At 53.9% G+C, this 16314-nt stretch carries 9 protein-coding genes; 2 read left to right on the forward strand and 7 right to left on the reverse strand.

All coding sequences use genetic code 11. The features are described 5' to 3' along the window. Window positions 1-37: 37 nt before the first annotated feature. The 7 genes from AC58P5_RS21640 to AC58P5_RS21670 form a co-directional block, all read right to left on the reverse strand. On the reverse strand, window positions 38-3343 hold the full coding sequence (locus tag AC58P5_RS21640; RefSeq protein WP_497390222.1) for a beta-galactosidase: 3306 nt from the start codon (window positions 3341-3343) through the stop codon (window positions 38-40). Next, window positions 3340-4659, reverse strand: a complete 1320-nt coding sequence (locus AC58P5_RS21645; RefSeq protein WP_497390224.1) for a glycoside hydrolase family 125 protein — start codon at window positions 4657-4659, stop codon at window positions 3340-3342. The genes AC58P5_RS21640 and AC58P5_RS21645 overlap by 4 nt, the downstream gene beginning before the upstream one ends. 363 nt (window positions 4660-5022) lie before the next feature. Continuing rightward, window positions 5023-5943 (reverse strand): carbohydrate ABC transporter permease, encoded by a 921-nt coding sequence (locus AC58P5_RS21650; RefSeq protein WP_009673528.1) that lies wholly within the window; start codon window positions 5941-5943, stop codon window positions 5023-5025. A 30-nt stretch (window positions 5944-5973) separates the two neighbouring features. Then, complete coding sequence (locus AC58P5_RS21655; protein WP_497390425.1) at window positions 5974-6855, reverse strand: ABC transporter permease; 882 nt, start codon at window positions 6853-6855, stop codon at window positions 5974-5976. Window positions 6856-7016: 161 nt separating this feature from the next. Further along, window positions 7017-8486, reverse strand: coding sequence for an ABC transporter substrate-binding protein (locus AC58P5_RS21660; protein ID WP_497390226.1), 1470 nt, complete (start codon window positions 8484-8486; stop codon window positions 7017-7019). Between the two features lie 242 nt (window positions 8487-8728). Beyond that, window positions 8729-10249 carry a response regulator gene (locus AC58P5_RS21665; RefSeq protein ID WP_497390228.1) on the reverse strand — a complete coding sequence of 507 codons (1521 nt, stop codon included), beginning with the start codon at window positions 10247-10249 and terminating at the stop codon, window positions 8729-8731. Then, window positions 10242-12062: a sensor histidine kinase gene (locus AC58P5_RS21670; protein ID WP_497390230.1), complete on the reverse strand. Its 1821-nt coding sequence runs from the start codon at window positions 12060-12062 to the stop codon at window positions 10242-10244. Before AC58P5_RS21670 ends, AC58P5_RS21665 begins: the two co-directional genes overlap by 8 nt. Window positions 12063-12358: 296 nt before the next feature. On the opposite strand from AC58P5_RS21670, the gene AC58P5_RS21675 reads away from it, so the two are divergent. Beyond that, window positions 12359-14851: a GH39 family glycosyl hydrolase gene (locus AC58P5_RS21675; RefSeq protein WP_497390233.1), complete on the forward strand. Its 2493-nt coding sequence runs from the start codon at window positions 12359-12361 to the stop codon at window positions 14849-14851. 215 nt (window positions 14852-15066) lie between these two features. Continuing rightward, window positions 15067-16308: a PTS sugar transporter subunit IIC gene (locus AC58P5_RS21680; protein ID WP_497390235.1), complete on the forward strand. Its 1242-nt coding sequence runs from the start codon at window positions 15067-15069 to the stop codon at window positions 16306-16308. Window positions 16309-16314 lie beyond the last annotated feature (6 nt).

A 16314-nucleotide genomic window follows, 5' to 3' on the forward strand; every position in this document is an offset into this window, starting at 1 on the left:
AGGTACGTGCAAACGTACCCTGACGCTCCCTCCCGTCTTATTCGCTGTCTGCGACGATTTGAACCTCGTCCGGCCGGTAAACGGCAAGAAGCTTGCCTGCCGAATCGGCCGCGAAAAGAACGGACCGCTCTTTCTCCAGCAGGAAGGAGTAGACCGCGCCGGTCTCCGTGTCCTTCACTTCCACCGGGGCGTCCCAAGCGAATTCGGAAACGAACACGAAGAGCGAGCCTTCCTTGAAGCTGATTTTGCGTCCGTAAACGCCCGGCAGATTACCCCCGCGGCGCCATTCCAGACCGCTTTCGCAGCCGGCCGCCTCAAGGGCGTACCGGTAGAGTTCGGCCACGGCTTCGGTTCTCTCGTTAAGCTCGACGGGCAGCGGGCTCCAGATCAGGCGGCCCTTGCCCAGCGGTATATCCACAACCGGGTCGCCTTGCGGGCTGTCAGCTTCTTGTCCCGTTACGCCGGTTGCGGTTCCGGGCGCGGATGCCGTGCCGATGCCGTCTCCCTCGGCCGCACCGTTCTGTCGAACTTCCTTGACGGTTTCCGCGATGCGTCTTTGTCCGAATGAAACCGGCTGGACGGAGCCGCCAATGTTCAGCATTTCTTCCCGCCGCACGTTGGCGAGCTTGCCGCTGCCCAATACATCGTCCAGGCGGTCCGTCTCTCTCCAGTAAGCGTCGATGCCCAGCGGACCTGTCGCAAGCAGCACGGCTCCTGTGCGTTTTACAAACTCCACGAGCTCCGCCATCGCTTGATCGTCCACATTATGGGCGCTCGGCAGCATAATCAGCTTGACCGGCCCCTGCTCCAGCGCATCCAGGTGATACTCCGATGCCGCCCGGAAAGGCTGGTTAAGCTGGTAAGCCAGCACACGCGTCAGCCGGGTCGTGGCTTCGAAGGCCAGCTTCCGGTTCGAAAAATCGTTCGAATACGGGAAAACGGCGACGATATCTTCCAGTTTCCGTTCCCGGAATAAATCGCGGATACCGGCCATAAACGTTCCGAAGTCATAAGAAACGTCCGCTTCCGGCTTCTCCGTGCCGTCCGCCCGCAAAGCCCCGATATGCGATTCGTTGGCATTATCCATATAGAAGTTCGTGTTCCAGATCCAGTGGACAGCCCCCGCGCCGCCTGTCGCGAACGCGTAGGCATATTTGCGTTCCAGCAGGTTCCGCAGCTCCGTCTCGGTCCGTTTCGCCCGGCCGTCCGGTGTTTCCACGTACATGATGCCGGTTTCTTGGACGAGATTCGGCTTATCCGCCGTTTTGGTGAAAATGCCGTCCCACAGAAGCTGATCGTTCAGCCACCAGGAGTGAACGGTCGTATAGTCGACGGCTTCTTCGTAGAAGAACGGCGATGGTCTCTGCGCTCCCAGCGCTTCGTCCTGCCCGACGGTCACGAGATGATCCGGACACTGTTCCTTGATCGTCTCGTAAAGCTCTTTGGCCCAGCGGTTGTGCATGTCCATGGAGAAAAGGCAGTAATCCAACCAGCGGGTCCCTTTCTTGCCGCGGTGCATATCCTGCACATCGAAATTGATCTCCCCGGCTTCCGGCACGACAGCCGCCTCAAAATCAGGAAGCTGCTCGGGAGACATGTTCCAGCGCTCCTGGAGCGCTTCGATCGTGCCGTGGCGCTCGCGGAGCCACTGGGTAAAGGCCCTTTTCTCAAAAGGATCGCGGCAGGAGCGCGGGCCGTCGGAGAAGATTTTTTCCGGCTCGAACATGGACGGTTCGTTGATCAGATCCCAATCCACGTTCTTCGTATTCCGGTGGCGCGAAACGATGGAGCGGATAAACCGCTTCTGCGCTTCCACGCTCTGCGGATCGAGGTAAGGATTGACGCCTTCCCACGTTTCCGGCGTGAAGGAGAAGAATGTGAACGTGACCTGCAAGCCATGTTTCTTGGCCGTCATCAGGAACGCGTCGATAGCTCTGAGCACATCCTCCGACACGTGGCCGTCCACCTGCATAATGTTGCGGTAGGCGGTCCAGATGCCGGTGCGGATCCAGTTGATGCCCGCGCGGGCCATTTGAGCCATATCGCGGTCCCATACCGCCGCGTTGGGCAGGAACAGGAACTTGCGGGCCACGTCGGAAGTCATGTAGGTCATGCCGACGACAGGCAGCGGCCTGCCGTCTTGAATGAAGTAGTCGCGGTCCCGGCCGATCGGCTCGCCTTCCGCCAGAAGCTTGGCGTCCAGGCCCCAGAAACCCTGGCGCAGGATGCGGAGCTCACCGCCAGCGGATTCGGCCCGGCATTCCACCCGGTACAGACCGCTGCGAATGTCGAGCGTCACCGGGATACGGACAAGGCCGAATTCGCCGGTAACCTCCTGTTGAAGCTCATACGTCCAGCGGTCGGAGGAGCTCTCGTGCTCCACGGTGATGGAGAACGTCCAGTTCTCCGCCAACTTCGCACGGGATGCTTCGCTTGCGCGTGTCATCCGCTGGGTCTGCAAAGTAAGCTGCGGACGCTCGCCCTCCTCGTAGGACGCGTAATTCGGCTTCAGCCACAGCTCGGTCACGCCCGCCGCGCAAAATTCCGTCCACTGCTTCAGCGCCGAGGCGCCGCCCTGCTCCCAGAATGTCGAGCCGAGCGGCTGGTTAACGAACAGCCAGCGCGAGCCTTCGAACTTGCCGCGCGAGTTTTCCCACAGCACGACGGGGGCCGACACTTCGCGGCCTTCCGCGGTAATCCCCTTGAGCAGCGGATAAATCTGCGTGTTCATCGGTCCGGCGGAACCCATTTGATGCGGGAGATCGCTCGTTTTGGTGACGTGCGGCACGAGATTCCACGTGTCCGTCACACTAAACAGCGATTCCTGACCCGCCAGCAGAGGGACCGTGTCGGAAGCGGACAGTCCCGCTGCGGATGATGCGTCCACGCGAAGCGCCTCGTGGATGTGCAGCTCCTGGTGGTAAGCCGTCTGCTCGGCTTCCACGTGCCAGCCGCCGCCCTCGCGGCGTACCGGATGCTTGAACGGCGCGCCGCCGACGGAGATGAGGCTTCCGCCTCTCGTCAGGAAGCCGAGAATGGCCGGCCACGCCGCCTTCGGGAAGTATGGCGCGTGCAGGTTCACGAAGCAGCCGCCGGCCGCTTCGTCCAGGGCTTCGGCCAAGCCGTCGGCGCTGACGAACCTCCCGATACCCGCCAGGGTATCGGTCTGGAGCGCGGCGCCGGCAGCGCCGGTCAATCCCGCACCGGAGCCTGCGTCCGGCTGCCGGGTCTCTTGCCGCGAAGCCGGCACGGTCTGCCGGCCTGTTTTCACGTTTGCTTGTTCTGCGGTGCTTATCGGAAACGACGGATCATAGAAAAGAACGACCGGCTGATTCACGCTCATAGCAGTCCGTCCTTCATCGCCCGGTACACGAGCTGGGAGAACAGGCTGTTCGACCATGCGAACCAGGTTCTCGTGAACGTGTTCGGATCGTCGGCATTGAAGCCCTCGTGCATAAAGCCCGTATCCGCGTCGGTCGCTTCGAGCATGGCGATCATCTCCAGCTTCTCCTCGGCCGTAGTTGCGGTCAGTCCCTGCATGGACAAAGCCATATGCCAGATATAGCCGGGAGGGGTGTGCGGGCTGCCGATTCCTTTTGCCGCCGTGCCTTCGTAGTAGAACGGATTCTCTTTGCTGAGCGCGAAGCGTCTCGTGTTCTGGTAAACGGGATCGTCCGCGTTCACGTATCCGAGGTAAGGAATGGACATAAGTCCCGGCGTTCCCGCATCGTCCATCAGGCAGTAGTTGCCGAAGCCGTCCGTCTCGTACGCGTAAATCGGTCCGAATTCGGGGTGCCGGTAAATGCCGTACAGCTGAATCCCGTGATCGATATCCGCTTCAAGGTCTTTCAGTTCTTTCAGGAACTCCATATCGCGGAAAACCCACTCGGCGAATTCCTGCATGTGGCGGAGTGCCACCACGGCGAACATATTCGCCGGAATATTGTAATGGAAGTCGCAGGCATCGTCGCTGGAACGGAAGCCGGACCAGACCATGCCCGTATAATTGACCGGCATACCGAGCCCGCTGTTGCGGAGCGAATCGGTCGGAATGCCGTTGTCGCGCGTGAAACGGTAAGGAGACTGTTCGAAGTGGCGCTGCTCGGTTTTGAACAGCTCGACGATTTTGCGCATCGCGCTTTTAAAGCCCGCGTCGAAAATGTCCGTGAGTTCGGTTTCTTTCCAGTACGTGTAAGCCAAACGCATCGAGAAGCAGAGGGAATCGAGCTCGAATTTGCGTTCCCACACCCACGGGGACATGTCTGTAATGTCGGTGGTGTTCCAGTGCCAGTCGTTGGCGGATTCGTTGAACGCGTTCGCATACGGATCGATATGAATGTAAGCGATATGGCGCTTGATCAGGCCGCCGATAATACGCTGCAAATCCTTGTCTTCTTTGGCAAAAGGCACATATTGGATCACCTGCTCGACCGAATCCCTCAGCCAGGAAGCCGGAATGTCTCCGGTAATGACGAAGGTGGTGCCGTCATCCATCAGTTTCGTTGTCGTTTCCAGCGTGTTCGGGAAACAGTTCTTGAAAAGCTGAAGCAGCTTCGGGCGGTGCGCCAGCTTCTCTTCGGCTTCGTTCAATACTTCCTGGATGGCCTGCGGGAGCTCCAGCTTAGGCATCGGAATTTTGGGCAGTCTGAATTGTTCCATGGCTTCGGTTCCTCCAATAATTTCCCAGATTGTCTGCTAGTTTACCTGATCTATCTCGTTTCTTATATGTGTAGGTTTTGACCCGGTATGTCACTTCTGCTCTCATGAGGCAAAAAGCGGCATCCGGCGCGGAGTATCCGCTCCCGCTCCCGAAGCACGAGCGGCCCCGCAGGAGGCAGGGCCGTTATGTGCCGCTTCCGGGGTACGATCCCGGAATTAGACGGGGTATGCCCGCCCGCCGGTTCGCCGGGAGCGCCTTCCGCCTCCGGCTGACCGGTCCGCGACGCGCGGTATACATTACGTGCGGGTAACACCGAGTCGCGTGTTTCGAAGCATTCGTGCGGAACGCGACGCACGGTCCATCTATTCTTTCACGGCGCCGATCGTCAGGCCTTGAATGAAGTAACGCTGGAAGAACGGATACGCGAGAATGATCGGTCCGGTCGCCAGGACGACCATCGCCATCCGGGACGTATCCTGCGGCAGCGACTGCAGCACGCCCATCCCGAGCGACGGGTTGTTCGTGTTCTGCAGCAGAAACTGCATGCTGTTCTCGATCCGCATCAGCATCGATTGGAGCGGAACCAGCTTCGGATCGTCGATGTACAGAAGCGCGTTGAACCAGTCGTTCCAGTAGCCGAGCGTACTGAACAGGCCGATCGTCGCCATGCCGGGCAGAGCCAGCGGCATGACGAGCTTGTAGAAGATCTGGAATTCGCCCGCGCCGTCGATTTTACCGGATTCGACAATCGCGTCCGGCACCGAGGTGCTGAAGAACGTCCGCATAATCATGATGTAGAAGGCGTTCCCCGCCAAGGGCAGAATGAGCGCCCACAGCGAATCTTTCATTCCGAGCAGCTGGGTCACGACGATATAAGTCGGTACCATACCGCCGTTGAACAGCATCGTGAAGAAAGCGAAAAATCCGAAGAAATTGCGGTATTTGAACGTTTTACGCGAAATGGCATAAGCGAACAGCGCCGTCATAATGACGGAGATGACGGTTCCGACAATCGTGACGAGAATCGTCACGCCGTACGAGCGGAGAAGCTGGTCGCCCGCTTTGAACAAATAGCGGTAAGCCTCCAGGCTCCATTTTTCCGGGATAAGCTGATAGCCGTTGGCGGCCAGTGTCGTTTCATCCGTGAAGGAGATGATCGTAACGAACAGGAACGGAAAGACGCAGGCAAAAGCGAACAAGGCTGCAATCAGGTTAAAGACAACGTTCCAGACGGTCGGGAGCTGATGAAAATCGCGGCTTTTTTTTCTCGTTTGGGCTTGCACAGCCAATTCCCCCTTTCACATGCTGATCTATTAGAACAAGGCATTCTCTTTGTTGAATTTGCGTACGATGTAGTTCGAGGTAATGACGAGAACAAATCCGACCAGAGACTGGTAAAGACCTGCGGCGGTGCTCATGCCGATTTCACCGGTCGTTTTGAGGCCGCGGTATACATACGTGTCGATAACGTTCGTCACGGAGTAGAGCGTGCCCGAATCTCTCGGAACCTGGTAGAAGAGACCGAAGTCGGCATAGAAAATGCGGCCGATCGCCAGCAGCGTCAGGATCGTCATCAGCGGCTTCAGCATCGGGATCGTAATGTGGATGATCTGCTGCCATTTGCTCGCGCCGTCGATCATGGCTGCTTCGTAGAGGGACTTGTCGATCCCCATAATGGCGGCCAGGTAAACGACGCTGTTGTAGCCGACGGACTTCCACAGGAACACCAGAATGATGATCAGCGGCCAGTATGTCGGGTTGTTGTACCACTGGGTAGGATCTACGCCGAACATGGCGCCGACTTTGTTGACGAGACCTTTGTCGAAGCTGAGGAAGCTGAATACGAAATAGCCGACGATGACCCAGGACAGAAAGTACGGGAGGAACATGCCGGTCTGATATATTTTGGCGAGCCGTTTATTGACGATTTCGGATAGAACGATAGCCAGCAGGACCGAAAGGACCAGGCCGACGATAATAAATACGGAATTATACAGCAGGGTATTGCGCGTAATGATGTAAGCGTCGTTCGTACTGAACAGGAACTTGAAGTTTTGCAGGCCGACCCACTTGCTTTCGATAATGCTGGCCCAGAAGCCGTCCCGGCTGTACCGGTATTGTTTGAACGCAATGACCATACCTGCCATCGGCAGATAGGAGAAGAACAGGAACCAGATCGTGCCTGGCAGTACCATGAGAAGGAGTGCTTTATTTTTGTTGATGTCTTTGAAGAAATTCGTAATCCTTGTCACACCCTATCACCCCTTTTGAGAAATAATTCGAAGCCGGTAACGCTCGCGAGCATAAAAAATCAGGCGAATGCGGGAAACATTCGCCTAATCCGATTCTGATTCTCTTACTTCTTGGAAGCTTTCCACTCATCGATTTGACGTTGAGCTTCCGCCATAATTTTATCCAGACCCGCAGCTTTCATTTTCTCGTTAGCTTGCGGCAGGTATTGATTCGGATCTACCGTACCGGTCATCAGTGAAGTCCAGAAAGCTTCCTTCACGTTCTGTACGGCGGCGATTTCAGTTGTCACTTTCGAAGTGTCGAAGTTAAAGCCGAGCAGCGGAGCCGGTTTGCCCGCGTCGTTGAACTTCTTGAACTCGTCCCACTTGTTGGCAGGGTCTTCTTTGTTCAGGTAGGTAATAATGACGCTGCCGAGCGAGAAGGTCGGCATGTCGTAGTTCTTCGCATCCGGAAGGTTTTCCATCACGTTGTCGCCGAGTTTCTTGTAGTGCACGCCTTCGATGCCGGAGTCCACCATGTTGCGGAGCTTCGGATCGGTATTCAGCAGGTTCAGGAATTCCATCGCTTTCTCCGGATATTTGGAGTTGGCGGAGATCGCCTGCATGGAGCCCATTACGGACCAGTTGAAAATGTTGGACGGACCGGCCGGAGTCGATACAACCGGATATCCGTAGCTTGCGGACCATTGGTTGTCGGCGAAAGGCTGGTTGGTCGCTTTGTCCGCGAACCATTTGCCCGTTGCTTGAACGTCGCTCAGCGAGTTCAGTGTAGCCGCTTCAGTCGGGATGTAGCCGGCTTTATAGTACTTGTTCATCGTTTGCAGCGCCTGTTTCATTTCCGGTGTATCGAAAACGTTGACTACTTTCAGGTCCGTGCTGTCGAGCTTGACGGCCATCGGCATTTTTTCGATAACGTAGTCGTAAGGAACGTACAGACCGAAGTTTTTGTCCGCCGCCAGCGGGAATACGTTCGGTTCTTTTTCCTTGATCGTTTTGAGCAGCGGCTCCAGGCTTTCCAGCGTGTTCACGTTGGTGATATCCAGGTTGTACTTGTCGAGCAGCTTCTTGTTGAAGCGCCATACTTCCTGTGCCGGAAGCTCTTTGTTAGCCGGAATACCGTAGTTGTGTCCGTCTACTTTGGAGCCTTCGAGGAACGCCGGGTCGAGCGCGTCTTTAATGCCTTTGCCTTGTTTATTCAAGAGGTCGTCGATCGCCAGGAATGCGCCTTTTCTTGCATTCTGGACATAATCGAATGCCCACGAAGAGGTAAACATAATATCGATCGGCTCACCGGAAGCGGCCATAACTTGCAGCTTCTGCGAGTAGTCGCCGAAATCGATTTGTCTCATTTTGACGGTAACGCCGATTTTCTCTTTCGTGTACTTGCTGACTTCTTCCATGACGCGGTCCGTGTCTTTCTGCGGAGTCCCGATGGTGTACCAGATCAGTTCTACCGGCTTATCGGACGTTCCCTCGCCTTGTTTGCTGTCTTTGCCGCCGCAGGCGCTAAGCACCAGAGTAAACGTAAGCAGCATGGCAAGTACGACAGCCAGACTTTTCTTGCTTCTGTTCATGTGTGTATCCTCCCCTTAATTCATCCGCCATCTCTGCACGAACAGGCAGACGGTTTTCTACGCGATCTTCTGCTCTATTCATTGTGCGGAACCGGGAAATGCCCTATGCATGGGGCTTTAGGCCGCTATCCGCTTGCTTCGAGGACTATCTTTACTGTACGTGATGAAAGCAGTTTCAAATAGAAGAGAAATTAAAGTTATCGTGTCTAAAATAAAGAAAAGAGACCGCCCGCGGCCATCCGCTAGAGCAGTCCCTTGAAATCCGTAGGTGATATTCCCACATATTTCTTAAATTGTTTGTAAAAGTAACCCGTTTCCCAGTAGCCCACATTCCGGGCGATTTCATGCACTTTCAGATGGGTCGTTTTCAGCTGTTCCTTCGCCTTCTCGATCCGGTATTTGTTGATATATTCCGTAAAGGTTTCGCCTGTCTCCCTATGGAACAACTGGCCCAGATAGACGGGATGGATATTGTACAGCCCGCCCAGCGCTTTCAGCGAGAGCTCTTCGGCATACGATTCGTGGATGTAATTGAGCACCTGCTGGACAACCGGGCTCTTGATATCCCGGACCAGCGAATCGACCGTAAGCCCCGCCACGTCCTGGATGGCCGTGATCAGCTCGCGCAGGGTGCCCGCCTGCCGCACTTTCTCGAAACCTTCCTTGTAGAGTTCGGTTTCTTCCACATGCTTGATCTCTTTCAGCGCCATTTTGAACAGAATAATGACTTCCATGGCGATATCCTGGATGTCCCCGGGGGTGACGCCGTCCAGCGTCTGCATCTCCTCGAAATCTTCTTCGATACGCAGGAGCAGCTTCTCCCGGTCTTTGGCCATGATCAGCTTCGTATACTCGCTCCAGTCGATGGGGAACGTCGCTTTCCCCGCATCTTTGCCCGAAGGCAGGTCGCTGTAGTCGATAAGGCCGTGCTCCGGGTAGAGCAGGAAATATTCCTGCGCCTTCTTCGCATGCCGGTAGCTGAGCGGCGCCTGATCCGGAAGCGGCTGCACGCTTCCGATGGAGGTGCGGATGGGCTGGTACGTCGTCAGCCGGTCCAGCAGTTCTTCGATTGTGCCGATCATCTCGCGCTTGCCTTCTTCGGGATCGTCCATCACGAAAAGGATCACAAGGTCTCCGTCCACATCCCGGAACGGGATGATCGACTCGTTGTATTTCATCTGCCGCGAAATCAGCTCGAACACCTGGACGAAGTTCTCTTCCAGCCGCATAACCGCGGCGGCCATGTACGGCTTGTCCATCTCGATGCCGAGCAGATCGGCCCGTTCCCGGTACTCGCCGGACGCAATCTGCCCCGTCAGCCAGCGGTGCATCATGTTATCCTTCAAAATCTGCACGCCGTATTCGTTGAACAAGCGTTCGGATTTTGAAGCATTCAGCTTCTCCACCGCATTGTCCAGCGTCGCTTTCAGCTCGTCCAGATTAATCGGCTTCAGCAAATAATTTTCGATGCCGAGCCGGATGCATTCTTTCAGATACACAAAATCGTTAAACCCGCTGAGGACCACTACCTTCAGGTCGGGATGAAACTCCCGCGCCCCTCGGATCAGATCAAGCCCGTTCATAACCGGCATCGAAATGTCCGTGATCAGGAGATCCACCGGCGTCTTCTTCAGCGCCTCCAGCGCCTCCCGGCCGTTCTCGGCCTGGCCCACAATTTCGAGCCCGAACGAGGACCAGTCTATGATGTCGTAAAGCCCTTCGATAATGAACGGCTCGTCATCCACCAGAAATACTCTATACATGGGCCGCCTCCTGTCCCTCTGCGCCGGGATAGCGGACGATTATCGTCGTGCCTTGTCCCGGCTCGCTGTGAAGTTCAATCCCGTATTCGCTCCCGTACTGCAGCTTCAGCCTCTCATGAACGCTCCTCAGACCGAACGATTCGCCTTCCGTTTCCTCCCGGTCCAGCTTCTCCGTGATCTCGGCCAGCTTCTCTTCCGTCATGCCGTTGCCGTTGTCCTGCACCCGGACCCGGACAAACCCGTCCTCATCGCCGATCGTGATCGTAAGGCGGTTATCCTTGCGGTCGCTGCGGATTCCGTGAACGACGTAGTTCTCGATAATCGGCTGCAGGGACATTTTCAACATCTGAACGTGCGCCAAGTCCCGCTCCCACACGATCTCGTACGAAAAACGGTCCTTGTACCGGATACGGAAAAGCTCCAGATACATCCGGCACGCCTCCACTTCGTCCTTCATCGTATAGATCGTCTTCTGCTGCACGAAACTTTTGAACAGCACGGATAAGCTGTATATCATCTCGCCGACATCGCTCGCCCCTTGGGACAACGCCCTCATCCGGATCACTTCCAGCGTGTTATAGAGAAAGTGCGGATTAATCCGGGCCTGAAGCGCGGCCAGCTCGGTATGCTTCTGCTTGATCTCCGCCTTGTACACGCGGTCGATGTAGTTGTTCAGCTCGTCCAGCATATCGTTAAAGCTTTTGGAAATCTGCCCGAGCTCATCTTCCCGCGTATCGCGAATCCGGGCTTTCAGGTCTCCCCGCTTCACCCGCCGCGTGAACTGGATGATCCGGTTCGTCCGCTTCGCGAAGTTCATAATGAATAGCGACGGAATGAGGATCGCGAACAGAATAGCAATCGCGCTGACGAGCAGGATCGTATTGCGCAGGCCCCGGTAGGAGGCCGCAATCTCTTCCTTGGGCGCGGCCCCCATGACGATAAAGCCGCCCCGGCTCTGCGTCAGCTTCGTCAAATACATGCCGTTTTGCAGCGTGCCCGTATCGTACAAGCTGTTGATCCGGTCGGTGTAGGGGAACTTCTTCCCGTAGTATTGCCCGGAGGAATCAAACATCACATCCCCGTCGGGAGTCATGACGAAGATTGTGCCTTTCAAATCCGGTTTGTAGCTTTCGAGCGCCCGGACAATTCCGTCGGAATTGAAATAAAGAAGCAGCTGCCCGATATTTTTGAGCGAATATTTATCGTTCACCGGTACGCGGATGGAATACAGCCGGGGGTCCCACTGGTTCAGCGTCTTGCGCATCCATACGTTCGGCGGAGAAATCGTGCGGGTCTCCTGCGCCATAATGTCCGGAATGTAGGAACGAGAAGCGTTCGTGGAAATCAGCTTGCTCAGCCGGTTGGAATTGTACGTGTAGAGATACTGCTCCTCCGCGCTGTAAAGCATGAGATTCTGGATATCCGGGTCCGCGTCCAGCTTATTTTGCAAATATTTCAGAGCATCCGTCGAGAAATTCGTATCTTTATAAAATTGATCCAGCCGGTGCTCGGCATACTCCTGATAAGGATGCTGGAGAAAATACGACATGTTGGCCGACAGGGCGTCGTTCTGGTAAATGTCCGTGAGCAGCGACTGCACCCACTCGAATTTGCCGTTGACGTACGAGCTGACGCTTTCCATCGCCTTTTTCTGGTTGGCCAGTTCCCGCTGCACAATCGATTGGGACATAAAAGAAAACATCAAATACGAAAGGGTAATGATGGTCAGGATCGTGATCAGGGAAAACATCAGGATCATTTTCAGAAACAAGTTGTTTTTCAAATAATTGCGGTAAATTCTCCTGACACCCATGCGGTCTGCCCTCCCTGAACTGAACGTTATCCGTCTCGATTATAGCATGCCGCCGCCCCTACAACCTAACCGCCTTTGTCAGTTCATCGGCTCAGGGCTTGGGCTCCCTCCAAGCCGGTGCCTTATAGTTTCGGGGCCGTTTGGAAACCCTATCCATGGCAAAGCCATCTTGTTAAAACGGGAGCTGTATAGGCACCCATAGAATGCTTCATAAGCTTCTTTTAGCCTGCGCATTGTAATATCGTCTTTTTTGAGTACATAATCGGTATATCGGTATATGGAAAGGGGATTTGCACATGCGCTACCTATACGAGTTTATCAAACATCAAGATGACCTGCCGTATCGTTTATTCGTGAATAGCGTCGCGTTTGTCCCGTTTCATTGGCACAGGGAAGTCGAAATCATTTACGTCCTTCACGGAGCCGTTACCCTTTGGCTGGATCAACACCAATATGCGCTGCATAAGGACGATATTATCGTGGTAAACAGCATGTCCGTCCACAAGATTGAACGTACCCATCAAGACAATGTGCTGCTGACGCTGCAATTCAGCCCGGATCTGCTTGACAGCCAAGTGTTTATCGACTGCAGCTCTTTGCGGCAGACGCCCGTCAACCGGGAACGCTATGACAAGGTACGCCATTACTTGGCCCAGTTGACGTGGGAAGCGAGCAAAAAGGCTCCCGGCTGCCGCAATTTTTCGATAGGCCTGCTACACTTGTTAACCGGTCATCTGTTCCGCTATTTCACAGCCGGCCCCCATGAAGCTTACCAAGAAGACAACAAAGCTTACGACTATAAACGTCTTAACCGGGTATTGAAATATATCGATCGTCACTACAGCCAGAAAATTACGCTGCAATCCATTGCCGAGCAGGAGCATCTGAGCCTCCATTATTTCTCCCATTTCTTCAGCGATAAAATCGGCATTCCTTTTCAAAAATACTTAACCTCGATCCGCCTGGAGAAAGCGGTGGCCGAACTTACGGAATCCGCCAAAAACGTGACGCAAATTGCGCTGGATTGCGGATTCGCAAACGTAAAACTGTTCAATAAATATTTCAAAGAGAAGTATGAAATGACTCCCGGCGCCTTCAGAGAGGCCGCAAAGGAAAAGACGGCATCCCCGGAGAGAAAGCCGCTGACCTACGATGACTCGCCAAGCGGGGACTATTACGAGACCGACACCATTCAAGCGATGGAATCTTTGTTTCATTATTTGAATCTTAATGAAGACAAAACGGACTTGCCGGGAGCCAAGGAAATCGTTCACGACCAGGTTCATATTCGTGTCCGTGCGGACGATCCGGGCCGTTCTTATGAGCCGCACTGGCAGCGATTAATAAATGCGGGCAGAGCCGCAGAAGGGCTTCGTGCCGATTGGCAGGAGCAATTTATAGACTTGCAGCGAAGCTTGGCCTTCACCCATATCCGCTTTCACGGCATCTTCAATGATGAAATGATGGTGTATAGCGAAGCGGAGGATGGGAAAGCTGTTTATAATTGGGCCTATGTGGACAAATTGTACGATTTCTTACTGCAAGCGGGCATTCGTCCGTTCGTCGAGCTCAGCTTTATGCCGACACTGCTGCGCCGTTCCCGGGAGACGATTTTTTGGTGGAAAGGAAATATCGCCCCTCCCGCGGATCCCGACAAATGGAACTCGCTTGTTCGCGAGTTTGTCCGCCACTGCCTGAACCGGTACGGCCTTGAAGAAATGAAGAATTGGTATTTCGAGGTATGGAACGAACCCGATCTGACGGGCGTTTGCTGGGCCGGAACGAAGGAAGAATATTTTGAATTTTACAAGTCAACTGCTTGTGCCATTAAAGATGTCGCTGCCGAACTGAAAGTAGGCGGGCCGGCTCTCGGCTACGGATCGATCTGGAATGATACCTGGGCGGAGGACTTCATGGCTTACTGCCTGGAGAATAACGTGCCCCTCGACTTTTTCTCGTTCCACGTATATTCGGAATATCCCAATAAGAAGGACGAAAAAGCTAAATTAACGACGATTATGCCGCCATCGTTCTATGCCGACAGCATCAAGCGGTTAAGAACTCAAATCGGTTCCGACCAGATACCCGGGCTGGAGCTTCATATGACCGAGTGGAACTTTTCTCTCTATGACCGGAACTACATCCACGATACGATGTTTATGGCAGCGTTCGTTATCCACCAATCTTTTCTCACGCTGGGGACGCTTACTTCGATTGCTTACTGGTCATTCACGGATGTATTCGAGGAAAGCCAAGTTCCCGTGTCTTTGTTCTACGGCGGCTTCGGCCTTATAAACCGGTCCGGTCTGAAGAAACCGAGCTATTATGCCCTGGAGCTCCTTAACAAGCTGGGTGATAAACTGATCACGTATGGAGAGGGTTATGTCGTAACATCCCGGGCAGACGGGAGTATACAGGTGTTAATGTACCATTACACGCATGTAGACCAGCTCTATGCCAGCGGAGACCGGTCCGGACTGACGGAAAAGAACCGGTACACGATTTTTGAAGAAAAAGGAGACAAAGCGCTTCATTTGAAACTGAACGGCTTAAAGGGCAGCTATAAAATGAGTAGCTACCGGCTTGACCGCGAGCATGGGTCGGTCTTCGACGAATGGCTTCGTTTGGGCATGCCCGTCTACCTCACAGAGGAAGAACTCCTCTTTTTGCGCAACAAAAGCGGTCCGGTCCTGCAAACGGAACTGCTGACGGATGTCGACAGCTATGACGGGACATTTATCCTTCCCCCTCACGGAGTCATGCTGGTTACCTTCACAAGACAATACTAAGCGTGCCGTTGATGCGCGCGGGAAGGCACCCTTGCGAAACAGGGGTGTTTTTTGCTATAGGCAAAATTCCTGAAAAAACGAAAAAACCGCAGAAAAAAGTTTTCGGCAAAAAACATACCTCCACTCGGCAAGTAAGAACAAGAAAGCGCTATCAAAAAGCTCTATCATTGGTTACACGGCCACTTGGTGACAACATAAGCATTGGAGGGATCACAATGAATCGTTTAATGAAGTGGATGGCGGAAAAATTCGCGCCCCGCATTAATGCGTTTACGAAGAATGTATGGGTCGATTCGATTCAGGAAGCGATCATGGTTACGCTGCCGATGATTTTCATCGGTTCGTTAATAACGCTTGTCTCTATTTTAAAGGACTTTATTCCCGGCATGCCCGACTTAACGCCGATTACGACGTTCAGCTTCGGCCTTCTCGGCATCTTTATTTCTTTTCTGACCCCCTATATGGTCATGCAAAAGAAAGAACGCCACAAAATTAAGCTGATCTCGGGAGCGACCGGCCTATCGCTGTTCTTGATGCTTTTAAATCCGAAATTCGGGGATGACGGCACCGTCCAATTCGTGCTGGAGCGTTTCGGGCCTTCCGGCATGATTACGGCGCTCCTGGTAGGTATAACGGTAGCGGTCGTAATTAATGCGTTTAATCGTTTTTCCTGGTTCAAAAAGGATACCAACCTGCCCGAGTTTATTGTGGACTGGTTCGATTTTCTCGTACCGATCGCTCTCATTCTGACTTTCGGTTGGGTGCTTATTTATCAATTGAATTTCGATATCTTCGAACTAATCGTAAGTCTATTCCAGCCGCTTAATACAATAAGTCAAAGTCTCGCGGGCTTTGTGCTGTTTAATTTCGTCGGCGTGCTTCTTTATTCGTTCGGCGTCAGCCCCTGGGTGATAACCCCGATCCTATATTCGATTTGGATCCCGGCGATCGAAGAGAATGCGAAATTGGCCGCTCAAGGCTTGCCACCCGTCAATATCAACACATTTGAAACGTTTTTCTCCGGCTGGGTCGGTGTGGGCGGGCTGGGCGCGACGCTTCCGCTGGTCATTTGGTTCCTGTTCGCAAAATCCAAGAAATTGAACTCCATCGGAAAGGCGACGATCGTGCCTTCGCTGTTCAATATTAACGAACCCGTCATCTACGGAGCGCCGATCGCGTTTAATCCCATCTTGATGATCCCCATGTGGATCAACGGCATTATTACGCCCATCATTGTCTACCTGACGCTCGATCTCGGACTGGTGGACATTCCTAGCAAGGTGTTCCAGTTATGGTACACGCCTATGGGGTTATCTACCTATCTGTTGTCCGGGTTCAAGGGACTTCTATTGCTGGCGGTTGTCTTATTAGTTGTGTTTGTCGTTTGGTTTCCGTTTTTTAAAGTGTACGATATGCAGGAGTTGAAGAAAGAACAGAATGAACTTCCTCAACAATAAGGGGAA

Source organism: Paenibacillus sp. JT31N7 (assembly GCF_059692095.1).